At 31.2% G+C, this 24902-nt stretch carries 23 protein-coding genes; 16 read left to right on the forward strand and 7 right to left on the reverse strand.

What is annotated here, in order from left to right:
- Positions 1–148 precede the first annotated feature (148 nt).
- The 6 genes from C3E90_RS05330 (at position 149) to C3E90_RS05355 (ending at position 8158) form a co-directional block, all read left to right on the forward strand.
- A complete protein-coding gene (locus tag C3E90_RS05330) occupies positions 149–1552 on the forward strand; it encodes a hypothetical protein (protein WP_442870562.1) in 1404 nt (467 codons plus the stop codon).
- A gap of 527 nt (positions 1553–2079) precedes the next feature.
- Positions 2080–3912, forward strand: a complete 1833-nt coding sequence (locus C3E90_RS05335) for an NAD(P)-binding protein (protein WP_236914631.1) — start codon at positions 2080–2082, stop codon at positions 3910–3912.
- Positions 3906–5645, forward strand: coding sequence for an NADH-dependent [FeFe] hydrogenase, group A6 (locus C3E90_RS05340; protein WP_236914632.1), 1740 nt, complete (start codon positions 3906–3908; stop codon positions 5643–5645). Before C3E90_RS05335 ends, C3E90_RS05340 begins: the two co-directional genes overlap by 7 nt.
- Before the next feature lie 99 nt (positions 5646–5744).
- Positions 5745–6719 carry an ABC transporter substrate-binding protein gene (locus C3E90_RS05345; RefSeq protein ID WP_236914633.1) on the forward strand — a complete coding sequence of 325 codons (975 nt, stop codon included), beginning with the start codon at positions 5745–5747 and terminating at the stop codon, positions 6717–6719.
- Positions 6694–7452 (forward strand): ABC transporter permease, encoded by a 759-nt coding sequence (locus tag C3E90_RS05350; protein WP_236914634.1) that lies wholly within the window; start codon positions 6694–6696, stop codon positions 7450–7452. Before C3E90_RS05345 ends, C3E90_RS05350 begins: the two co-directional genes overlap by 26 nt.
- A 4-nt stretch (positions 7453–7456) precedes the next feature.
- Positions 7457–8158, forward strand: a complete 702-nt coding sequence (locus C3E90_RS05355) for an ABC transporter ATP-binding protein (RefSeq protein WP_236914635.1) — start codon at positions 7457–7459, stop codon at positions 8156–8158.
- 62 nt (positions 8159–8220) lie between these two features.
- Here the strand turns inward: C3E90_RS05355 and C3E90_RS05360 are convergent, their stop codons facing one another.
- From C3E90_RS05360 to C3E90_RS05375, 4 genes are all read right to left on the reverse strand, one after another.
- Positions 8221–10032, reverse strand: a complete 1812-nt coding sequence (locus tag C3E90_RS05360) for an ABC transporter ATP-binding protein (RefSeq protein ID WP_442870563.1) — start codon at positions 10030–10032, stop codon at positions 8221–8223.
- A gap of 5 nt (positions 10033–10037) precedes the next feature.
- Positions 10038–11846: an ABC transporter ATP-binding protein gene (locus C3E90_RS05365; RefSeq protein WP_236914637.1), complete on the reverse strand. Its 1809-nt coding sequence runs from the start codon at positions 11844–11846 to the stop codon at positions 10038–10040.
- Between the two features lie 372 nt (positions 11847–12218).
- On the reverse strand, positions 12219–13598 hold the full coding sequence (locus tag C3E90_RS05370) for an NAD(P)/FAD-dependent oxidoreductase (RefSeq protein WP_236914638.1): 1380 nt from the start codon (positions 13596–13598) through the stop codon (positions 12219–12221).
- Between the two features lie 94 nt (positions 13599–13692).
- Positions 13693–14373: a Crp/Fnr family transcriptional regulator gene (locus tag C3E90_RS05375; protein ID WP_236914639.1), complete on the reverse strand. Its 681-nt coding sequence runs from the start codon at positions 14371–14373 to the stop codon at positions 13693–13695.
- A 321-nt stretch (positions 14374–14694) separates the two neighbouring features.
- On the opposite strand from C3E90_RS05375, the gene C3E90_RS05380 reads away from it, so the two are divergent.
- The 3 genes from C3E90_RS05380 to C3E90_RS05390 all read left to right on the forward strand — a co-directional run bounded on the left by C3E90_RS05380 (position 14695) and on the right by C3E90_RS05390 (position 16480).
- Positions 14695–14979, forward strand: a complete 285-nt coding sequence (locus tag C3E90_RS05380; RefSeq protein WP_236914640.1) for a hypothetical protein — start codon at positions 14695–14697, stop codon at positions 14977–14979.
- 169 nt (positions 14980–15148) lie between these two features.
- Positions 15149–15874, forward strand: a complete 726-nt coding sequence (locus C3E90_RS05385; RefSeq protein ID WP_236914641.1) for a L,D-transpeptidase family protein — start codon at positions 15149–15151, stop codon at positions 15872–15874.
- A 102-nt stretch (positions 15875–15976) separates the two neighbouring features.
- Positions 15977–16480, forward strand: a complete 504-nt coding sequence (locus tag C3E90_RS05390) for a ferritin (RefSeq protein ID WP_236914642.1) — start codon at positions 15977–15979, stop codon at positions 16478–16480.
- 52 nt (positions 16481–16532) lie between these two features.
- Here C3E90_RS05390 and C3E90_RS05395 read toward each other — a convergent pair whose 3' ends face one another.
- Complete coding sequence (locus tag C3E90_RS05395) at positions 16533–16760, reverse strand: alpha/beta-type small acid-soluble spore protein (protein ID WP_236914643.1); 228 nt, start codon at positions 16758–16760, stop codon at positions 16533–16535.
- A 377-nt stretch (positions 16761–17137) separates the two neighbouring features.
- Between C3E90_RS05395 and lysA the strand changes: the two genes are divergently transcribed.
- Entirely contained in the window at positions 17138–18400 is a 1263-nt protein-coding gene (lysA, locus tag C3E90_RS05400) for a diaminopimelate decarboxylase (protein WP_236914644.1), read from the forward strand.
- A gap of 42 nt (positions 18401–18442) precedes the next feature.
- Here lysA and feoB read toward each other — a convergent pair whose 3' ends face one another.
- Positions 18443–20545: a ferrous iron transport protein B gene (feoB, locus tag C3E90_RS05405; protein WP_236914645.1), complete on the reverse strand. Its 2103-nt coding sequence runs from the start codon at positions 20543–20545 to the stop codon at positions 18443–18445.
- A gap of 10 nt (positions 20546–20555) precedes the next feature.
- Positions 20556–20795, reverse strand: a complete 240-nt coding sequence (locus C3E90_RS05410; RefSeq protein WP_236914646.1) for a FeoA family protein — start codon at positions 20793–20795, stop codon at positions 20556–20558.
- A gap of 169 nt (positions 20796–20964) precedes the next feature.
- On the opposite strand from C3E90_RS05410, the gene C3E90_RS05415 reads away from it, so the two are divergent.
- The 6 genes from C3E90_RS05415 to ptsP form a co-directional block, all read left to right on the forward strand.
- Positions 20965–21150: a spore coat associated protein CotJA gene (locus C3E90_RS05415; RefSeq protein ID WP_236914647.1), complete on the forward strand. Its 186-nt coding sequence runs from the start codon at positions 20965–20967 to the stop codon at positions 21148–21150.
- Positions 21143–21400, forward strand: coding sequence for a spore coat protein CotJB (locus tag C3E90_RS05420; protein ID WP_236914648.1), 258 nt, complete (start codon positions 21143–21145; stop codon positions 21398–21400). The genes C3E90_RS05415 and C3E90_RS05420 overlap by 8 nt, the downstream gene beginning before the upstream one ends.
- 14 nt (positions 21401–21414) lie before the next feature.
- The gene (locus tag C3E90_RS05425) at positions 21415–21987 is read left to right on the forward strand and encodes a manganese catalase family protein (RefSeq protein ID WP_236914649.1); all 573 of its coding nucleotides are present in this window, start codon (positions 21415–21417) and stop codon (positions 21985–21987) included.
- 135 nt (positions 21988–22122) lie between these two features.
- Positions 22123–22668, forward strand: coding sequence for a rubrerythrin family protein (locus tag C3E90_RS05430; RefSeq protein ID WP_236914650.1), 546 nt, complete (start codon positions 22123–22125; stop codon positions 22666–22668).
- Between the two features lie 164 nt (positions 22669–22832).
- Positions 22833–23096, forward strand: a complete 264-nt coding sequence (locus C3E90_RS05435) for an HPr family phosphocarrier protein (protein WP_236914651.1) — start codon at positions 22833–22835, stop codon at positions 23094–23096.
- A 12-nt stretch (positions 23097–23108) separates the two neighbouring features.
- A partial coding sequence (ptsP, locus tag C3E90_RS05440) for a phosphoenolpyruvate--protein phosphotransferase (RefSeq protein ID WP_236914652.1) occupies positions 23109–24902 on the forward strand: 1794 nt, incomplete at its 3' end.

A 24902-nucleotide genomic window follows, 5' to 3' on the forward strand; every position in this document is an offset into this window, starting at 1 on the left:
TAATTATTCTATGATGGAAATTTGAATTTATATTTTCCATAACTAGAGTTATTAATTCCGTAAAATTTGTAAATAAATAATCATTAACCAATACTCTTTTCTTGCATATCTAGATAGTATAAGGAAAATTTTTTAAGGAGGGAGTATTGTGGCTGTACAATTAAATCTATTACATTGGGTATATCTAATATTTACCTTTCTAATCCTAGGCTTCATGGTTGCCAAAAGGGATACCAGTCTAGTATGCATAATTGGGATATTTTTGTTGTCCATTATTGCTACCAAATCCTTATCCCAATCGACAATGGCTATATTTAATAGTTTTATTTTTGCTATAGTAGAATTATTGGGAACTATACTAATAATCTCTATTATTGTAGGAATGAGTTCTGTACTAACTAAGACTGGAATAAGCCAGGTTATGGTATCGCCTTTTTCAAAGCTTATAAAAACACCTACTTTAGCCTATTGGGTTATTGGTATTTTAATGATGGTTATCTCTTGGTTTTTTTGGCCTTCTCCTGCAGTAGCATTAGTAGGAGCAGTATTATTGCCGGTAGCAGTGGAAGTTGGATTACCTGCCCTTGGGGTAGCTATAGCTATGAATATATTTGGGCATGGGATAGCTTTATCTGGGGATTTCATAATTCAGGGGGCGCCTAAATTAACTGCAGATGCAGCGGGAATTCCTGTTGGGGAACTTATGTCTGCAAGTATCCCTTTAGTATTTATAATGGGTCTAGTGACCACTATAGCAGCATATATATTTTTAAAGAAAGACTTAAAAGAAGGGAACTTAAATGTTGTAAAAAGATATAATAATACGGAAGATAAGGAAAACAACACTGATGAGTCAGACAATATACTGTCTAATAAGACAAAAAGATTTTTTTCTATATTAGTTTTCACACTCTTTTTTATAGATGTTGTACTAATGTTAGTGGCTAAACTTCAAGGAGGAGACGCTACTGCATTAATTGGTGGGACAGCAGTATTTATTCTCATAATAGTATCAGCAGTAACTTACAAAAGCAAAGTTTTAGAGAAGATTACAACATATTTAGTAGAAGGGCTAAAATTTGGATTTCAAATATTTGGACCAATTATTCCTATAGCAGCTTTCTTTTATCTTGGAGGGGAAGGATTTGAAAAAGTAATAGGAGATTTCTTACCTACAGGTTCCCAAAGTATTGTTAATGATTTAGGATTGGCTTTAGCTAGTGTAGTACCATTAAATGCAGGAGTTGGTGCAGTTACATTAACATCTGTAGGAGCTATTACTGGATTGGATGGATCTGGGTTTTCAGGGTTAGCTTTAACAGGTTCTGTTGCTAAACTATTTGCTACTGCCATAGGTAAAGGAATAGAAACTTTAGCAGCTCTAGGGCAAATTGCTGCAATATGGGTTGGAGGTGGGACCTTAATTCCTTGGGCTGTGATACCTGCTGCTGCTATATGTAATGTAGACCCTTTTGAACTGACTAGAAAAAATTTCAAACCTGTAATGATTGGACTTATAGTAACCACTATAATAGGAATTTTTTTAATATAATATAAAATACTAACGACTTCATCTTTTAAGGTAACTTTAGAAGGTGAAGTCGTTAATAATTATAGAAATAGTACATTATATCTTTGATAAAAATTATACTTATGATATAATAATAACTAATATGGTTTATAAATATACATCTTTTTAAAGGGTTATGTTAGTAGCTTGTTCTTTATTACCATCTACTATAATAAAATGAATATAGGGACGAAAATTCTTACATCTATTATTTATTTGGATTGAGGAATATTTAAAATGCTTTTAAGATAGTCAATGATTATTGCTCCAGAAAACATATTTTTATAATTAAAAGTGAAATAAATAACACAATAAAGGATTTGGTGAAACCTTTGCACATTATTTTATGTCTCAAACCTTAAGCTTATATGTTAAGATTGAGACAAACTTTTAATTTAGGGCATAAATTGATTTATTGGCTACTTAAACTATAAACTTTAGACAAGCTGAAACCTTAGCTGTCTAAAATATGCATAATAAATGTTTACAAAGAAAGGAGAAGAGAAAAGATGAGTAGGCTTAGTATTATTACTAGAGACAAAGCACAAGCAACCGTTGAAACCCTATATAAAGATTTGGAAAGACGGATTATCGCAAGCCCACCAGGATTATGTCCTATAGATTTGGCATCATCTTTTTTAAAGATGTGTCATGCTCAGACTTGTGGAAAATGTGTTCCATGTAGAATAGGGTTAGGCCAATTGGAAAAGTTGTTAGAAGATGTATTAAATGGGGAGGCAGAATTAGAAACTATTGATCTTATCGAAAAGACTGCAAGAACCATATATTATTCAGCTGATTGTGCCATAGGTTATGAAGCAGCAAATATGGTTTTACAGGGTATTAAAGGCTTTAGGGATGATTTTGAAGAACACATATTACGTGGTAGATGTAATTTTGGACTATATCAACCTGTTCCATGTGTTTCACTTTGTCCTGCTGGGGTAGATGTTCCTGGTTATATTGCTTTAATATCTGAAGGTAGATATGAGGATGCAGTTAAATTGATTATGAAAGACAATCCAATGCCAGCAACTTGCGCTTTGGTTTGTGAACATCCATGTGAAACCAGATGTAGAAGAAATATGATTGATAAATCTATTAATATTAGAGGGTTGAAAAGGTTTGCAGTAGAACATGCTGGAGTAATTCCAGCAAAAGAGAAAGCTCCTTCTACTGGAAAGAAGGTAGCTATTGTTGGCGGAGGACCTAGTGGATTAAGTGCAGCTTATTATCTATCCATTATGGGACATGATGTTGAAATATTCGAACAAAGACAGAAGCTGGGTGGTATGTTAAGATATGGGATACCAAGCTATAGACTTCCGAGAGATATTTTAGATAAAGAAATTGAAACAATTCTTTCTACTGGAATCAAAGCTCATACTGGTGTTATAATTGGTAAGGACTTATCAACCAAAGATTTAAAAGAAAGATTTGATGCTATTTATATAGCAATTGGCGCTCATATAGATAAAAAGATTGGTCTTGAAGGTCAGGAAGCAGAAGGAGTTATTTCTGCGGTAGAAGTATTGCGACAAATAGGAGACGATGAATATCCTGACTTTACTGATAAATCTATTGTAGTTATTGGTGGAGGAAATGTGGCCATAGATGTGGCACGTTCTGCTGTTCGTTTGGGAGCTAAAAAGGTAAGCATTGTTTATCGTAGGCGTAAAGTAGATATGCCAGCTATGGACGAAGAAGTTGAAGGTGCTATTGCTGAAGGTTGTGAGATATACGATTTATACACTCCAGGAAAAATTGAAATGGATGATAATGGTCATATTAAAGCCTTATGGGTACAACCACAAATGGTTGGGACTATTGTAGGTGGTAGACCAATACCAGTAGAGGCAAAAAAGGATACTCAAAGAATTGATTGCGATACATTGATAGTTGCTATAGGTCAAGGAATTGAATCAAAGTCCTTTGAGAAAGATGGAATTCCAGTGACTAAAGGAGTAATAGATGCTCTTAATTGGGGTGGCATTAAAGATATTCCAGGAGTTTATGCTGGAGGGGATTGTGTATCAGGTCCTGCAACAGTAATACGTGCAATAGCTGCTGGTAAAGTAGCAGCTGCAAATATAGACAACTATTTGGGTTATTATCATGTTATTGAATCAGATGTAAATATACCAGAGGCCAGATTAGCAGATAGAATACCTTGTGGCCGTGTAAATATGAGAGAAAGGGACGTTTCAGACAGGATTAAGGATTTTGACTTAGTAGAATATGGTATGACATGTGAAGAAGCTAATCAAGAATCCAAAAGATGTTTGAGATGTGATCACTTCGGTTTTGGAGTATTTAAAGGAGGTAGGATTGAGAAATGGTAAATTTAATCATTGACAATAAAAAAATCACAGTCCCTGAAGGGACTACAATCCTAGACGCAGCCAAAATGAATCATATACCGATTCCACACCTCTGTTACTTGAAGGAACTAAACGAAATTGGTGCCTGTAGAATATGTGTAGTTGAAATAAAAGGAATCAATAGGTTGGTTACAGCTTGTAATAATGTAGTTGAAGAAGGGATGGTAATTTATACAAATAGTCCTAAAGTACGTGAAACAAGGCGAATAAATGTAGAATTAATTCTTTCTCAACATGATGCAAGATGTGCTGTTTGTGTTAGAAGTGGGAATTGTAGTTTGCAAACAATAGCCAATGATTTAGGAATTATAGACATTCCGTTTAAAGAGGATTTACCTCATGCTAAATGGACAGAAGGTTTTCCATTAGTTCGGAATTATGAAAAGTGTATTAAATGTATGAGATGTGTACAGGTTTGTGATAAAATACAAGATTTGCATATATGGGATGTATCTAATACAGGTTCTAGAACAAATGTGGATGTTTCTTTTAATAGGAGGATTGAAGAGTCGGATTGTGCTCTTTGTGGTCAATGTATTACCCATTGTCCAGTGGGAGCACTACGAGAAAGAGATGATACACAAAGAGTGTTTGATGCATTAGCAGATGAAGAGAAAATTACTGTAGTTCAGATTGCACCAGCAGTAAGAGCAGCTTGGGGAGAAGATTTAGGTATTAGCAGGGAATTTGCAACTGTTAAAAGATTAGTAGCAGCTTTAAGGAAGATGGGATTTGATTATATATTTGATACTAATTTTACAGCTGACCTTACAATTATGGAAGAAGGAAGCGAATTTCTAGAAAAGTTAAAGAACAAAGAGAATGAAAAATTCCCAATGTTCACTTCTTGTTGCCCAGGATGGATACGTTTTATGAAATCCCAATATCCTGATATGGTAGAACAATTATCAACTGCTAAATCTCCTCAACAAATGTTTGGAGCAATTGCTAAATCCTATTATGCAGAGTTATTAGGTGTTGATCCTACAAGAATATTTTGCATCTCTATTATGCCATGTACAGCTAAAAAATACGAATGCGATGTTCCTGTGTTGAATGATGCTGGAGCAGGACAGGATGTAGATGTTGTTCTAACCACTAGAGAAGTAGCCCGTATGATTAAGGCAGAACATATTATTCCAGAAGTTCTTGAGGAAGAAGAATTTGATACTCCTTTAGGAATTAGCTCTGGAGCTGCTGTTATATTTGGTGCAACAGGAGGAGTTATGGAAGCAGCCCTTCGTTCAGCTTATTATTTAGTCACCAATGAAAACCCTGACCCTGATGCATTTAAAGAAGTAAGGGGAAGAGAAGGTTGGAAGGAAGCAAGTTTTGATTTGGCTGGTTCAAATCTTCGAGTTGCTGTTGCCAGTGGATTAGGCAATACGAGAAGATTAATTGAAGCCATTAGAGCAGGAAGAGTGGAGTATGATTTCGTTGAAATAATGGCTTGTCCTGGAGGTTGTGCTGGTGGTGGAGGACAGCCTATTGAAGATGGATCAGAATTAGCTGGAGAACGAGCTGACGTACTATATGGTTTAGATAAAATAAGCGATATTCGTTTTTCTCATGAAAATCCATCTGTAATCAAATGCTACGAGGATTATTTGGGAAAACCTTTATCTCATAAATCTCATGAATTACTTCATACAGACCAAAAGACTTGGGAAATGAATGTAATTTCTAAAAAATAATAATAATAAACCTCTAAGTATATTTTTTATACTTAGAGGTTTTATAAAATATAATGAGACTGATATTGAAGCTGACAAATTTATAAGAGGTGTATAAAAATGAGAAAAAAATTATTATGCTTATTATATTTAATAATAATACTTTCACTAACTACTAGTTGTGGGACTAAAGAAGTTAAGGAACCTGAAACCATTGAATTCTGTTTTAGAGATGGAATTCCAGCATTAACTGTTGCTAAACTTATGAAGGATAATCCCACTATGGCTGAAAACATTACTATAAATTATGAAATACAAAAATCTCCCGACTTGCTAGTGACTAAGATATTGAAAGAAGAAGCAGATATTGCAATAGTTCCTTCGAATTTAGCTGCTCAAGCTTTTAATAAAGATTTACCTTACAAAATAGTAGGAACTTCCACCTGGGGAACTATATATCTAGTAAGTACAGAGGACATTAATAGTTTTGAAGAATTGAAGGGTAAAGAAATATATGCCTTTGGAAAAGGGCTTACTCCAGATTTAGTGCTTAGGTATGTTCTTTCTGAAAATGGTATTAATCCAGATAAAGATGTAGAAATAACCTACTTAAATTCTGCTGGGGAAGTAGGTCCTGCATTTATTAGTGGGAAAACTAATATAGCCCTTGTGGCAGAACCTTTAGCAACAAGTATAATGATGAAAAAAGAAGATACTAAGATTATATTTAATTTAAATAAAGAATGGAGTAATATTACTGGTACGGATAAAGGCTATCCTCAAGCTAGTCTAATAATTAAATCAGACCTAATAGAGAATAATAAAGAATTTGTTGAGAAATTTATCCAAGTATATGAAGAAAGTATTAAATGGGCAAAAGAAAACCCAAATATTGCTGGAACTTATGCTGAGGAACTAGAACTAGGAGTAATGAAGCCAGTAATAGTGAAAGGAATTGATAGAATCAATATAGGTTCTTTCCCAATTGAAGATAGTAAGAAGGAATATGAGACCTATTTTGAGGCTATTATGGATTTTGCCCCAGATTTTATAGGAGGAAAACTTCCCGATGAGGAAATTTATTTTGAAAGATAGAAAATTATCTATTATTTCAAAGATTATAATAATAGGGTTCTGGATACTATTATCCAAACTTATAGATAACGAAATAATATTTCCTACAATTAAGAGTACCTTAATAAGCTTAATGGATATTATTAAGGGACCAAATTTTATCAATATAATAAAATATTCTTTAATAAGAAGTTTGTTTGGTTTTTTAATTTCTTTATTTTTAGCAATACTTATAGGAATATTGTCCAGCATTTCTAAGGTTATATATAATTCAATGATTCCTGTAATAAAATTTTTAAGTTCAGTGCCTACAATGGCAATAATTATATTAGCCCTTATATGGTTGAATAATGAATTTGCACCTATGTTTGTAGGGTTTATTATGGTATTTCCCATATTGTACGAAACGGTTTTAAATGGTATATTAAATGTAAACAGAAATATTATTGATATGGCTCAATTATATAAGGTTGATAAAATTACTATCATTAAAGATATCTATTTACCAAGTATTTTTTTAAACTTAAGTCTTGTTTTTACATCTACTATAGGAATTAATCTAAAGATGGTAATTGCAGGAGAGGCTTTGGCACAACCTAAGTACGGTATAGGCAGTAATCTTCAATTACAGAAAACCTATTTAAATACTTCAGGAGTTTTTGCTTGGATTATTATTATCCTCTTGATTTCTAGAACATTTGAATATTTAATGAATGGAATGAAGCATTTAATAGATATGGATAGATGGAAGTGATATATTGAAATATCAAGTAAAAAATATAACCAAATGTTATGATGATTTAAAAGTGTTAGAAGATATCACCATTGATTTTGAGCAAAACAAGACTACATGTATTTTAGGGCCTTCTGGATGCGGTAAGACTACACTTTTAAACATAATAGGGGGAATTACTGAAAAAGATTCTGGAAAGATAATAGGCTTTCAAGACGAAGATATGTCTTTTGTTTTTCAGGAAGATAGACTTATTGAATGGAAAAATGTAAAAGAAAATATAAGCTTTGTATTAAAAAAAAAGATGGATAGAAAACAGATTGAATCCACTATAGATAAATATTTAAAATTGGTAAATCTAGAAGAATATAAATATTTTTATCCAAATAGTCTTAGTGGAGGCATGAGGCAAAGAATTAGTATTTTAAGAGCCTTTGCTTATCCTTCTAAACTTCTAGTAATGGACGAACCTTTTAAATCTTTAGATATTAATAGCAAGCAGATTGTTACGGATTTCTTAAAAAGGTTAAGAATAGTAGAGGAAAGGACATGTATTTTTGTTACTCATGATATAGAAGAAGCTTTATGTTTAGGAGATAATATTGTTATACTTACGGATAAACCTACTAAAGTGAAAAAGATTATTAAAAATACTTTTGCCATTAGCCAAAGTGAAAAGGATAGAATATTAATAAAGGATTTTATAGAAATGGAACTAACAATATGACAAAGATTTCATAGAAAAAGGACAGGTAATTTTTTAACTCACCTGTCTTTTACTAATGGGATTTATCCTAATATTTCTTTACTTCTTTCCTCTATAAATTGATTAGTATAAAGATTGTAATAATATCCTTTTCTATAAATTAAGCTTTCGTGAGTACCATCTTCTACAATTTTTCCATTTCTAATCACAATAATTCTATCAGCATTTTTTATAGTAGATAATCTATGGGCTATTACAAAACTAGTCCTTCCCTCTAAAACTTTTTCTATAGCATATTGTATTTTCTTTTCTGTTTCCGTATCAATGGATGAAGTAGCTTCATCTAATACAAAAAGTTTAGGTTTTCTTACTATAGCACGAGCAAAGGATAGAAGTTGTTTTTGGCCAGTAGATAATAGATTTCCTCCTTCTCCAACATCGGTATTATATCCTTTTTCAATTTCCATAATAAACTCATGGCTATTTACCAATTTGCTTGCCTTTATTATATCCACCTCCGTGGCTTCTAAATTACCATATTTAATATTATCCATTATGGTACCACTAAAAAGATGAGGCGTTTGTAATACATAACCAAGATTTTCATGAATCCAAGCTTGAGGCATATCTTTATAGTTTATCCCATCTATTAATATTTCTCCAGAAGTAGGTTCATAAAATCTACAAAGAAGGTTTACAATAGTACTTTTACCAGAACCTGTTTCTCCAACTAAAGCTATTGTTTCTCCAGGATTTACTATTAGGTTGAAATTTTCCAATACCTTTTCTCCATTTTTATAAGCAAAGGATACATTTCTAAATTCTATTTTTCCTTTAACTTCAGACCAGTTTTCTTTTTTAGGATTGAAAAAGTCACCATATTTTTCAATGGTTTTTTCATCATCTATAATATCAGGTATTTCATCTACAAGTGAAAACACTCTTTCTGCTGAAGCTTGAGCTGATTGTATTTCTGCAAAAATAACTGCTAATTGTCTAACGGGCTCAAAAAATTGCATAGTATAGGAGATAAAAGCCACCATAGTGCCATAGGAAATAGTTCCAAGAAGAACATTCTTACCTCCAAAATTTAAGGCCATGGTTGTGCCTATACTACCTAGTACTAACACTATTGGAATATATAAAGAGGATATAATAGTGGCTTTTATAGAGGCTATTTTCATCTCTTCAGTTATCATACCAAATTCTTTTATATTAATATCCTCTCTTACTAAAGTTTTAGTGGTTTTTGCTCCAGAGATATCTTCATTATAGGCTGCTGTAATTCTTGAGTTAATCTTTCTTACTCTCCGTTGAGATTTAAGTATTTTCTTCTGAAAATAAACACTTGCTACAGCTAAAGGAGGGACTACTGTTAAAGTAATAAAAGCCAATCTAGCATCTAGTTTAAACATGGCAATTATAATAGCAGTCATCATAGTAAGACCCCAAGAAAGATCTACCAATCCCCAAGATATGGTTTCACTTAATCTATTTATATCTGAAGTCATTCTAGCCATTAACCATCCCACAGCTTTTTCATCATAATAAGATAAAGAGAGTATTTGAAGTTTATTAAATCCATTTTTTCTTATATCATAGGACATGCTGGTTTCAATTTTTCCAGCTAAAGCTAGAAATATAAATACATTTATACCTTGAAGGAGAATGAGAATAAAAAATATAAATATAAATTTATCCAACCCTTCTAAAGTGTTTTTCACCACAAAATTATCAATAACATGTCTGGTAAAAAGTGGGAAAATGGAATCTAAGGTTCCCACTCCAACCATAACTATGAATAGAATAGAAAATTGTCTTCTATAGGATTTTATAAGAATAAAAAAATTTTTCCAAACATTAAAGTTTAATTTATCATTATCCAAGTCTATCACCCCAATTATGCATTTAACTTAAATTCATCTAAATCATCAATAGAATTTTGAATTTCAAATATTCTTTTATATAGCCCTTCATCTTTAATCAAAGTATTATGGTTACCTATTTGAACAATTTTGCCTTTATCCAATACTAGTATTTTATCTGCTTCACATACTGTTGATATTCTATGGGAGATGATAATGGTAGTAGATTTATTTTTCCTTTTATTTAGAGCCTCCCTAATAGCTATATCCGTTTCCGTATCTACAGCAGATAAGGAATCATCAAAGATTACTATAGGACATTGATTTATAATAGTTCTTGCTATAGCAATTCTCTGTTTTTGCCCCCCTGATAATGAAACCCCTCTTTCCCCAACGTAGGTATTATAGCCTTTTTCAAAGGAAGTAATATCCTGATGAATACTTGCGATTTTTGCTGATTCATACATTTGTGTGTCATCGACAGTAGGGTCTTTAAGCTTAATATTATCTTTAATGGTTTTAGCATACAAGAAAGGCTCTTGTAGAACAATACCAATATTCTTTCTAACCCAGAATTTGTCTATATCCTTTAATTCTATTCCATCAATCCTTATAGAACCATTATTGTAATCGTATAATCTAGCTAATAGATAAGTTAGAGAACTTTTTCCTGAGCCAGTAGGACCTATTATAGCTAAGGTACTACCAGCTTTAATTGAAAAAGATATATCTTTTAATACGGGTTTATTATCTTCATATTGGAAATAAACATTTTTAAATACTATATTTCCATTAATTTTTGGTTCTTTGTTATTCTCTACCAATATTTCTATAGGTTCCTTTAATATCTCCTCAATACGTCTTATGGAAACAACTGTCTTACCCATATCAGTTAAGGTTCTTCCCAATTGTCTTATAGGCCAAAGAAGCATATTTACATAGGTAGTAAAAGCCACAAGAGTACCTAAGGAAACCTCTCCTTTAACAGCCCACATACTTCCAACTACTAACACAAGGCCTATTTGAATAAAACAAATGAAATCAGAAGAACCCCAATATATAGCAAGGAGACGTATAAGCCTATATGTTTTATCCCTATATTCTTTGTTTATACTATCGAATTTTTCAACTTCATATCTTTGCCTAGCAAAAGCTTTTACAACTCTAATGCCTGTCAAGTTTTCTTGAAGAATCGTTGAAAGTCTAGCTTCTGCTTCATCAGAATCTTTAAAGGCTATTTTTATTTTAGTAAAAAAAATGAAAGCGAAAATAAATATTATAGGCATAGTAGCTATGGAAATAAAAGTCATCTTTATATTAAGATTTATCATAACATTAGAAATTAATATAAGCATAAATAAGGAACCTGCTACTTCAACCAATTGAATAGATAAAAATCTTTTAATGGTTTCTACATCTGAAGTACATCTTTGAATTAGGTCTCCTGTTTCAGACTTAACATGATATTCATAAGGTAGCCTTTGTATATGGTCATATAAAGAGTCTCTAATCTTTTTTGCAGTATTTTCAGCAGTTTTACCTGCTAAAGTATTTTTAAAGTAAAGGAAGAATCCTCTCAAAATTGCAATCAAGATTAATATTCCACCAGCTATCCAAATGTTGTCTCTTAAATACTCTCTACCTCCTAAGTAGTTTACAACTTTAATCACAATATTAGAGTTAATAGTTTCATTACCAATAATGGAATCTATAGTAGTCCTTATGACAAGAGGAGATACTACAGTAACCATCTGAGAAAGGATAATACATATCATCCCTAATAGATAGATTTCCTTATAGCCTTCCATGAATTTCCATAACTTTTTTAATTCTTTCACATCCATCCCTCCTCATTTTGAAATAAAAAAACCATAGTTTTAGACAAAAAGTCTATGATCCTATGGTTTAAAACACAAAAAATAATATAACAGAGTAACATATTTAGTGATAGATATGACTATATAACAAAAAACCATAGGCAAACACGCCTATGGCTATTTAAACATAGATATTCTTATTAAAATTAATTTAAAATAGTCACAGGTCGTGGCTCATATTCTATGAAATTTTCTTTAAATTGTAATGAATTTGTTATTATAATCATCTTCACGACCTCCTTTTAAATTTATCAATTATCTATATTATATAAGGATTGGGGAAAAACACAACAATATTATAATTATGTAACAAAATTATGACAAAATCGTTACAAATTTTCAACTCAGATTTCTTCCCAGTACAACTCCATTTACACTAGCTTGCATAAGTCCCCTTGTAATTCCTGCTCCGTCTCCACCTACATATAGACCAGGAATATTGGTTTCAAATTCATCACTGGTTATTACTTTGTTAGAATAGAATTTCACTTCTACACCGTAAAGTAAGGTTTCATCACTAGCAAGGCCAGGTGCCACGTTGTCTAATGCAATTAACATATCATCAATACTTTTTAAAATCCTATAAGGTAGTACAAGGCTTAAATCCCCTGGTACTGCATCCTTTAATGTAGGAATAATATTATTTCTATAAAGCCTATCATCTGTAGTCCTTCTGCCACGTTTATAATCACCATATCTTTGAACTAACACCTTATTACCAGAAAGCATATTACCAAGTTTCGCAATATGCATTCCATATTCTATAGGAGAATTAAAAGGTTTAGTAAAATGCTTTGTTACTAATAAGGCAAAATTAGTATTCTCAGTCTTTAATTTGTCAGATTTATAACTATGACCATTGACTACAGCCAAATTTCCATCATAATATTCTGTGGAAACTTCTCCACCAGGATTTGAACAAAAGGTTCTTACTTTATCATCAAAAGTTGGAGCATAATATATAAGTTTACTTTCATACATTACTTCATTTATCTCTTCCATTATTTCATTTCTAGTCTCTACTCTTACGCCTATATCTACATCTCCAGTCTCGGTAAGGATATTATGTTTAATGCAAAGGTGCCTCAACCAGTCTGAACCTTCCCGACCAACGGATATTACTACTTTATCTGAGTAATATTCTTTATTGGCTATAACCCCTTTAATATTTCTATTTTCATCTAGGATAATATCCTTAACAGGATTTCTAAAACTTAAATTAATACCTATATCCATTAGATGTTTTTCTATTTTTTTATAAATAGCATAGCCTTCTTCTGTTCCCATATGTCTTATGGGGCATTCTACTAATTTTAAATTACTTCTAATAGCTTTTTTTCTTATCTCTTGTATTTCATTTTTACTGCCAATACCATATATTTTTTCATCTGCACCAAAATTTAAATATATATTATCCACATAATCTATTAGATTTTGAGTTTCCTCATATCCTAAATATTTAGGTAAATTTCCTCCTACATCTGGGGACAAGGATAATTTTCCATCGGAATAAGCCCCAGCTCCTGCAAAACCTGTAGTAATATTGCATGGATTACAATTAACACATATTCCTGTTTTTCGTTTAGGGCAAATTCTTTTTTCCATGGAGTTTCCTTTTTCAAGGATTAATATTTTTTTATTAGGATTTGATTTTTTTAGCTCTAATGCTGTGAATATACCACAAGGGCCAGCCCCAACGATAATAATATCATATTTCATTTTTTTCCTCCTTAAGGTTTAGCTTTTAGACACCATATTTAATATATCATTTTTTAATAAAAATCACTAATTAAAATTTGAAATACTCAAAATATTATTCAAGCAAAGATTCCTCTAATAAATCCATTCTTAATATACCTATTTTGTTTCTATCCAAATCGATTATGCCTTTATCCCTCATTTTTGTTAGTTCACGGGATAGGGAAGGCCTTGGAATATTTAATAATTCTGCCATCTTTTTTCTTGTATAGGAGAAGGTTAAAACAGTATTATTCTGTTTTTTATATTCAGATAATAGAAAATTTGAAATCTTTTTTCTGAGGCTATCTTGGGATAAATTAGATATTCTATCATTGAGCATTAATATTCTATCAGATAAAACTGAAACAAAATTAATTAATATTTCAGAATTTAACATTGAGAGATTAATGATTTCTTCTTTTTCTATATACATTATCTTTGAAGGCTCAATAGCAGTTATAGTTGCAGGGTAGGTATGCCTATCTGAAAACACAAGGGATTCTCCAAATATATTTCCTTCTTTAAAATTGTTTATTGTAGTAACTTGACCAGATGGAAATATTTTTTGAATTTCTACTTTTCCTTTTAAAATAATACCGAGACTATGGCAGTTATCACCTTCAATAGCCATTATCTGATTTTTATTATATTCTACAATTTGATAAGGAATTTTTTTAAATATATTAATTATTTCTTCTTTTCTTATTTTTTTAAATAAAATACATTCTGACAGCTGCTCTACATAGCTTTTCACAAATTTTACCTCCAATTAGAAATCAAAATATCATCTATTATTCATTTTAATATATTGAATAGTTTCTAGCAATAGATTAGCATATAAGGTACCTATAGGTATTAATTTAATATTTATCAATAAAAATTAAATAAATATTATAAAAAAGTGAATATTTAATTAAAATTGGGTAAATAAAAGTATAAAGGACTTTTATGGGTAGTTTTATTGAATTTATAAAAATATATGGAAGAGGAGTGAATACCTAATGACCTAAATAATTAGAAATGTATACTTGGCTATGAAGGCATGTGCCTAAAATACTATGCAAGGAGCTTGAATATGAATAAAATTCTATTGATTAATAGACTAAATTCACAAGATTATTCAGATGAAAAACAAAAAGTATTTTTTATGATAGGTGGTATGAATATACCTGATACTGAAAATCGGATTGTAGATGTAATTCGTCAATCTAATATAGTAGAACCAGATGATATGGTGTTGAAATATAATGGAATTGAACTAAATATAAGTGTCCAGCAAATACCTGCTATCGTAAAGTTATTGAGTAAAGAGAATTTTGCTATATATGAAATATATCAGCCCTATAATCCAGAAGGGTAGAATGACTTTAAGCTCCCTTTTAATAATTTTAGGGAGTTATCCTATGTACATAACTTTGGTAATGGATAGCTATACTGAGCTGTCCTTTTTCATTTTAAACAAAATGATAATTAGAAAGTTTTAATTATTTTGTTTTAGCATATAAATAGTACATAGGGGGGATGAGAGGATGAATAAGAGAATAAAAATAATTCTTTTACTATTTATTTTAGTATTAGTAGTCATTGTAATAGGAAATTATATTCATCTTTTTTTAACTAAAAGGGATATTGATTATGAAAATAAAGATACCTATTCAAAAATAGATAAGAACCATCTGGTTATATTAATTGAAGTAGATAAAAAACAACTTTCTATTACAGACTTATCCTCAAATAAAATAATAAAAAACTATGCAGTTGCTACTGGAAAGCCTGGCACACCTACACCATTGGGAACATTTAAAATAATTGAGAAAGCTAAATGGGGTGGGGGTTTTGGTTCCAGGTGGATGGGATTAGATGTACCCTGGGGTAAATATGGAATACATGGAACTAATAAACCTGGCTCTATTGGTTTTAATGCCTCAGCAGGTTGTATAAGGATGAGGAATAAAGATGTAGAAGAACTTTTTAGCATTGTGGATTATAATACTACTGTAACTATAGTAAATGGTGATTATGGACCTTTTGCCTATGATTTTAGAAACATAAAGCCAGGAGATAGAGGTTCGGATGTAATGGAGGTTCAAAAGAGGTTAAAAATCAAAGGGTACTATACAGGAGCTCTTGATGGAATATATGGTGAAGGAATGAAATATTCTTTAATCCAATTCTTAAAAGATAATAATTTATCACTAACTGATACAATAGGATATGAAATTTATGAAGCATTAAATATAATTCTTATGGATTAATGATTATTGTGATTAATAAAACAAACTTTGGTTATATATAATACATAGGGGTAAAATTTACAAATTAGATATCAATACTTATTGACTTTAGGAGGTTAGAAAATGGCGTCTGAAAAATTATTAAAAGAACTAAATAATCAATTTAACTTTGAGCTTTTATCAGGCTACTATTATATGGCTATGGCAGCCTATTGTGCAAGTGAAGATTATGATGGCTTTGCTAATTTCTTTATAGTTCAAGCTCAAGAAGAATATACTCATGCTATGAAATTCTTCGACTTTATAAATGACATGGGCGGAAGAGTTACAACATTAGCAATGGAAGAACCAAAAAATGAATATGAATCTTTAATAGAAGTATTTGAAAAAGCTTTATCTCATGAAAGATTAGTAACAAGTAAAATATATAAGCTAATGGATATGGCTAAAGAAGAAAAGAATCATGCGTCAATAAGTTTTTTACAATGGTTTGTTGATGAACAATTGGAAGAAGAGAATAGCATGGATTCAATTTTGAAGAATTTGAAAAGAATGGATGGAAATTTCCAAGGAATATATCTATTGGATAAGGAATTAGCAACTAGAACTTTGCAACCAGTGGAATAACATAAATTGAAAAGCAAAAAGACAGGTCTTAGACCTGTCTTTTATTTTAATGCTATCTGGTTGTAGTTCCTCCACCCATACTTTGCTGTGCCATATGAACCAATCTTTTCGTCATATATCCACCAACATATCCATTTTGCCTAGATGGTAGATTACCTTTATCTATTGAATTGTAGTTTGACATACCAAGTTCAGAAGCAATTTCTAATTTCATTTGATCTAATGCTTGTCGTGCTTCAGGTACTAGAATTTTATTTGTTCCTGTTTTGTTAGTTGCCATTCGATTCACTCCCTTCTTAGGTATAATTAATTTTTGTATATTTAATATGAAATTGTAATAGTATTATATGTAGAAAGAAAAAAGATAAACCTTGTAAATTTATGTAGCTGTGGATTGAATATCTAATTTCTCCATAAAAAGAAATTTTAATAAAACAAATATTTATTATAAAAGTCCTATATAAAGGAATAGAGTGCGTTTTTACGAAAAACATATAATTAAGCTGGTTTCAATACATTTATGAGAAGAGTTGTACGGAAATTAGGAATTATTTAAAAATATCTGATTTTATTTTGGCATATATGGGGGTATATATTGGTATGATTTTTGCTTATTAAAATAAGCAGATGGAATATTATTTGAAAGGATGAATGGCAATGAAAAATTTCCATTTTGCAGGGGTTGATACAGTATATCTTGCAAAAAAATACAAGACGCCCTTATATGTTATGTCTGAGAATATTATTTTAGATAGAATCCAAGAGATAAAAAGAGATTTTTTAGGAAAGTATGAGAATACTGAAATGTTCTATGCCAGCAAAGCTTTTTTAACTAAGGAAATGGCAAGAATAATCAAAAGAGAAAAAATTGGGATGGATGTAGTATCTGGCGGTGAACTATATACAGCTATGGAAGTAGATTTTCCTCCTCATAAAATTATTTTTCATGGCAATAACAAAACTCCTGATGAATTGGAAATGGCAGTAAAATATGGAGTAGGTAGAATAATAGTAGATAATCTATATGAACTTATGCTATTAAATGATGTTGGCAAACAATATAGCAAATATATAAATATACTTTTTAGGATTACTCCAGGAGTAAATAGTCATACCCATAAATATATCCAAACAGGACAAGTAGATTCTAAATTTGGGATACCATTAAGCGAAGGTATTATATATGAAGCAGTAGAAAGGGCAATGAACTTGAGTAATATAGATTTACATGGATTTCATTTTCACATAGGTTCGCAGATTTCAGACAGTGTTACTTATATAGAAGCAGTGAGAAATGCAACTAAGTTGATGAAAGAAGTAAAGGGAAAATTTGATTTTACAACAAAAGAATTAAATGTAGGTGGAGGTTATGGAATTCAATATATAAAAGATAAAGAAAGAAAACCTATTTCCTTTTATACAGATGCTATTATGAATGAAATAGAAAGAAGTTGTAAAAAATTTCATATGAAAATGCCTAGGATTATCATTGAACCTGGACGGTGGGTTGTTGGAGAAGCAGGAATAACCTTATATACAATAGGGTCAATAAAAGAAATACCAGGAGTGAGGACTTATGCTAGTATAGATGGGGGCATGACTGATAATCCAAGGCCCAGTTTGTATCAAGCAAAGTATAGAGGTATAATAGCCAATAAGGTCAATGAAGAATCTACTCAAATTGTTACTATTGCTGGTAAATGTTGCGAATCAGGGGATATATTAATCTGGGATTTAGAAGTCCCACCAATTGAAGCAGGAGATATATTAGCTGTTTTATCCACTGGAGCATATAATTATTCTATGGTAAGTAATTACAACAAAATACCAAAGCCTGCTGTTGTTATGATAAAAGATCAAATAGATAGGGTAGTAGTAAAGAGAGAAACTTATGAAGAAATGCTTAAAAATGAATTATAAAAATGGTCTCTATTTTCTAATTGAGACCATTTTTATAATTGGTTATATAATTAACTTAAATAGTATATTTACTAGGAAAGTAACAAAAATTGCAATACTTGTAGTAAACATAAGTGTAAATAAAGGCCATTTTATGCTATTTGTTTCATTCTTTATTGCCAACAAGGTGGTTCCACAGGGGAAATGGAGTAGTGAAAACAACATGAAATTAAGGGCGGTAAGAAAAGTCCAGCCATTATTTAATAATAACATTTGCAATGTATTTAAATCGTCTAATTCTAAAATAGCCCCTTCCGACATATAGCTCATAATGAGTATAGGTAGTACTATTTCATTAGCAGGAAATCCTAATAAAAACGCCATTAGTATAAATCCATCTAATCCAATCAGTTGGGCAAAGGGATTTAAAAAGTTTGCTGATATACTCAATAGACTTTCTCCACCTAAGTTCATATTGGTAAATAACCAAGTTATTATCCCAGCAGGAGCTGCTACCATTATAGCTCTACTTAACACAAATAAAGTCCTATCAAAAATACTTCGAATAATTACTTTCCTTATCTGAGGTTTCCTATAAGGAGGCAACTCTAAGGTAAAAGATGAGGGTACGCCTTTTAATATAGTTTTAGAAAGTAGTTTGGAGGCTATAATTGTAATTAAAACTCCTATAACAACCATTAGAAGAACATAAAAAGCAGCTATAAATGAAGTATATTTACCGCTAAAAAATCTACCCATAAATAGGGTGGCCATAGTAATTATAATGGGAAAACGTCCATTACAAGGTACAAAATTATTGGTAATTATGGCTATAAGTTTTTCCCGAGGAGAATCAATTATCCTTGTGGAAATAACTCCAGCAGCATTACATCCAAATCCCATACTCATAGTTAGAGCTTGTTTTCCTTGAGTACCAGCTCTTCTAAAGAAATTATCTAAATTAAAGGCAATCCTAGGCAAGTAGCCTAAATCTTCTAATAAAGTAAACAATGGGAAAAATATGGCCATAGGTGGAAGCATAACGGATATTACCCATGCTAATGTTCTATATACACCAAATATTAACATTCCATGGAGCCAATCTGGTGGATTCAATATTGAGAAAACTTGACTTAATTTTGGCTCTATACCGAATAGAAATTTAGATAATAAGTCTGATGGATAATTAGAACCTATAATTGTAATCCAAAATATAATTCCTAACAGTAACAACATAATTGGATAACCTATTAATCGATTTGTAAGTATATCATCTATTTTTTTGTCCCAACTATTATTTGTTTGATTAATATTTATAACTTTATCTGATATTGCTTCAGCCCTTTCATATAATGTAGTAACAATTCTTTCACCTAAATTATTATGTTTATTTATAATATCATCTATTTGGATTAAGGTATCAATATTACTGGATTTTGGTAATAATTTTTTAATTTGCAATTTCATATTCAAATCTCCATCCATTAACCTTAATGCAATCCAACGGAGATTGAAATTTCTATCCAATTGTCCTTTCAATATATTTTCCATTTCCATTATAGAATTTTCTATGGTTTTGTCATAAGTTGTTTTATTAGGTCTTATTTCTAATTTATTATTAACTATTTGGTTAACAGTTTCAAGTAAAGTTTCAACCCCTACACCTTCTCTAGCAACAATGGGGACAACGGGAATCTTTAATATTTCTTTTAATTTATTAATATCTATTTTTATACCCTTTTTTTCAGCTTCATCCATTAAGTTTATACACATTATTACATTATCTGTAGCTTCCATGATTTGTAGGACTAAATTTAAATTTCTCTCTAGGTTAGTTCCATCTACTAAGACTATAGTTATTTTATGGTTTCCAAAACATATAAAATCCCTTGCTATTTCTTCTTCTTGTGAATTTATAAATAGGGAATAGGTGCCTGGAAGGTCGACTAAAATATAATCCTTTTTATCATAACTGAAATATCCTTTAGCATTGGATACAGTTTTCCCTGGCCAATTACCCGTGTGCTGTTTTAACCCCGTTAAATAATTAAACAGAGTACTTTTCCCTGTATTTGGATTACCAGCTAAACCAATTATAATTTTATCGTCTATATTTTCTATCACTATATTATCAAAAACATTATTGTCAGAAATCTTCTCTAGCATAGCACACCACCTATATTTTGCGAATTAAAATATTTTCAGCTTCTTCCCTTCGGATAGCTATTATGGTACCTCTAATATTAAAGGCAATTGGATTGCCAGCAGGACTATATCTTTCAGTCTTAACTTTGGTATTAGGTATTAATCCTAAATCCAAAAATCTTCTCTTAAGGCTATTATCCTTTATATATTCAACTTTTCCAACATCTCCTATGGGAAGATTACTTAAAGAAAGTTGATTCTTTGAATCCATCTAATCCAACCCCCTTAAATTAATGGAATTCTCCATTTTATTTACTTTCATACTATGAATTGAACTTACCATTAGTTACAATTTTTGTATTTTATCTTTGTAACAATTAGGCAAATAAAACGTACTATATATTGAAAAGAAATTAATATATACATGAGGAGGATTGCAAATGAATGGAAATTATTATGAAAGGGGAAAAGACAATCAATTAGCTAGGGTCTATATACCATTTCAGATTATGAACCAAGTATATAGCGCAAGTGAAGCCCTTAAAAAAGGGACTCTATTTCCTGAATTATATATGCCATATAAGAAGGAGAAAATGAGTTTAAGTGGAGGTGGATTTTATGGATAGAGAACAAAAAAGATTATTGAAGGAGCTAATGGAAGTAAGCTTCTTATTAGTTGAAACCAGCCTTTACCTGGACACCCATCCAACAGATGAAAGAGCTTTAAGGCTCCATAATGCCAATTCTCAAAAATATAGTGAACTAGAATCATTATATCAAGCAAGATATGGTCCATTAAAATACACTGGAATGAGTGGTTGCCCTTGGGCTTATATTAACGAACCTTGGCCTTGGGAAATTAACTTTGATATCTAATAGGGGGGAAAATTATGTGGATATATGAAAAGAAATTACAATATCCTGTTAGAGTAGATACTACTAATCCTGCTCTGGCAGCTATGATAATAGAACAATTTGGTGGTGCAGATGGTGAATTGTCAGCAGGAATTAGATACTTAACCCAAAGATGGACCATGCCCACTAACCAAGCAAAAGGGCTATTAACAGATATAGGTACAGAAGAATTAGCTCATTGGGAGATAATAGGAACCTTAGTGTGGAGACTCGTGAAGGATGCTACAGTAGACCAAATTAAAGGAACGCCTTTTGAAGCTCATTATGTAAATCATGGCAAAAGCCCATTTCCTCATAATGCAGCTGGAATGGCCTGGACAGCTACATTCATAAACTCAAAAGCTGATCCTGTAGCAGACCTTCATGAAGATATGGCCGCAGAAGAAAAGGCAAGAGCAACTTATGAATGGTTAATAAATATAAGCGATGATCCTGGAGTGACAGATACTTTAAGGTTTCTAAGGGAAAGGGAAATAGTACATTTCCAAAGATTTGGAGAAGCCCTCATGATAGTACAAGATGAGTTAAATAGAAAGAAATACTATTAACGACAGAGAGTTTTATCTCTGTCGTTAGCTTTAATGTTAATAATTACAAATTCTAGCTCTAGACTTATCTGTTTAAAAAGGATATAATATGGTATATATATTATGATAAATAATATATGAGAAGGGGGAATACATATGAATGCAATGACAGCAGAAAACTTAAGGTCAGCTTACGGTGGAGAAAGCCAAGCACATATGAGATATAGAATCTGGGGTGAAAAAGCTGAAAAGGATGGGTTCCCAACAGTAGCAAGACTATTTATGGCAACATCTGATGCAGAAGAGGTACATGCAACTTTACATTTTAAGGCTTTAAAAGATGAGAAAGGTTCTTTCTCTGTAACTTCAGGTGGAGGATTTGGTTATAACTCCACATCAGAAAATCTTCAAGGAGCTATCGATGGAGAACTATTTGAAGTTGAACAGATGTATCCTGCGTACATAGCTGTAGCTGAAATGCAAAATGAAAAAGGAGCAATATCAGCTATGAGATTTGCAATAGAAGCAGAAAAGGTTCATGCAGAACTATTTACAAAAGCAAAAGAAGCTGTAGATCAAGGTAAGGATTTAGAAGCAAAAACTGTATTGTTATGTCCAGTATGTGGATTTATCAGTCTAACTGGTGAAGAAGAAATTTGTCCACTATGTAAAGCAAAAAAAGAATTATTTAAAGAATATTAGTAAGGTGCCATTTGGCACCTTACTTTTTTATGCAAACCTTTTCATGTGGGCATAAAACAACATTATTTATCAAAAATTGGAAATAATTATAAGTATACTAAATATGCTTAAAAGCTATATATTATTTCAAATTAATTAATAATATTATTAAGGAGGAAAAGATAATGTTTAAAGAAGAAGTTACATTAAAAAATGAGACAGGTCTCCATGCTAGACCAGCAAGTTTATTTGTAAAAGAGGCCTCTAGATTTGCTTCTGACATAAAGGTAATAAAAGACGGTAAAGAATATAATGCAAAGAGTATTATGGGTATATTAAGTATGGGGGCAGGCAAGGGAGATGCTATTTTAATACAAGCTGAAGGTAGTGATGCTGAAGCAGCAGTAAAAGCTTTGGTAAAATTAGTCAATGATAATTTTAATGAATAGGAGGCATTTCAAATGAAAGCCATTGGAACCTCATCAGGAATCTCTTTAGGAAAGGTATTAGTGTATAAAGAACCTGAAATTACAGTAGAAAAAAAAATAATTGAAAGCATAGATTGTGAGATAGAAAGATTAGATAAGGCTATAGAACAAGGTGTTAAGGAGATTAATGAATTATATGAGGATACTTTAAAAACAGTAGGAGAAAAGGAAGCAGAAATATTTAATGCTCACAAGATGATGATAGAAGATCCAGAGTTTAATGATGGTATAAAATCTAAAATAAAAGAAGAGAAGGTAAATGTAGAATGGGCTGTAAAAGAGATAGCAGATTATTATATATCATTATTTGGAAATATTGAAGATGAATATCTAAAAGAAAGAGCTTTGGATTTAAAGGATGTATCTAAGAGATTATTAAGAATATTATCGGGAGTTGAAAGTACTGATCTTAGATCTATAAAAGAAGAATCTATTATAATAGCTGAAGATTTGACCCCATCTGATACTGCTCAAATGAATAAAAAAATGGTAATAGGTATTGTAACAGAATTTGGTGGGAAAACTTCTCATACATCTATTATAGCTAGAACTTTAGAAATCCCAGCAGTAGCAGGAGTAAAAGGCATAACTAATTTAGCAAAGAATGGAGACTTTATGATAATCGATGGAGGAGAAGGATTAGTATTATTGAATCCCTCCCCTGAAGATATAAAAATTTATGAAAAGGAAAAAAAGGATTACGAAGAGTTCAAATTAAAGTTAAAAGAAATGAAAGGCAAAGAGAGTATATCAAAAGATGGAATAGAAGTTGAAATAGCAGCAAACATTGGTACTCCTAAGGATGTAGATAAGGTTATAGAAAATGACGGAGAAGGTATAGGATTATATAGAACAGAATTTCTATACATGGATAGCGATAGATTACCCACAGAAGAAGAACAATTTGAATCCTATAAAATAGTAGCTGAAAGATTAGAAGGGAAGCCAGTTGTAATAAGAACCTTAGACGTTGGTGGGGATAAAGATATTCCTTATTTGAACCTTCCAGAGGAAATGAATCCATTTTTAGGCTATAGAGCTATTAGACTCTGCCTAGATAGAGTAGATATATTTAAAACTCAATTGAGAGCTTTATTAAGAGCCTCTGCTTTTGGCAATATTAAAATTATGTTTCCTATGATATCCAATATAAGAGAAATAAGAGAGGCTAAAAAGATACTTGAGGAAGCAAAGAGTGAACTGAGAAAAGAAAATATTCCATTTAATGAAGATATTGAAGTAGGTATAATGGTAGAAATACCAGCTGTAGCCGTCCATTCCGATGTATTTGCAAAAGAAGTTGACTTCTTTAGCATTGGAACAAATGACTTGATTCAATACACAGTGGCTGTAGATAGAGGTAATCAGGATATATCCCATCTATATAGTCAATATCATCCGGCAGTACTAAAACTTATTAAGATGACCATAGAAAATGGTCATAAAGCAGGTATATGGGTTGGTATGTGTGGAGAAGCAGCAGGAGATGAAAAACTAATACCTTTATTATTAGCCATGGGATTAGATGAGTTTAGTATGAGCCCATCATCTATACTAAAAGCAAGATATATAATAAATAACACATCTAAAAAGGAAATAGAATCTATGCTAGATGAAATACTAAGCTTACCTACAGCAGAAGATGTGGAGAAATATATAGATGAAAATGGAGACTGTAATAAATTTTGTGCTTTAAGTAAGTTTGATTACTCTGATCTGACAAGAAAATTTAGATTTAATTTAGATAATAATTTTTCAAATTTGATA

The sequence above is a fragment of the Clostridium sp. Cult2 genome (genome assembly GCF_021655075.1).
Taxonomy (GTDB): domain Bacteria; phylum Bacillota; class Clostridia; order Tissierellales; family Tepidimicrobiaceae; genus Schnuerera.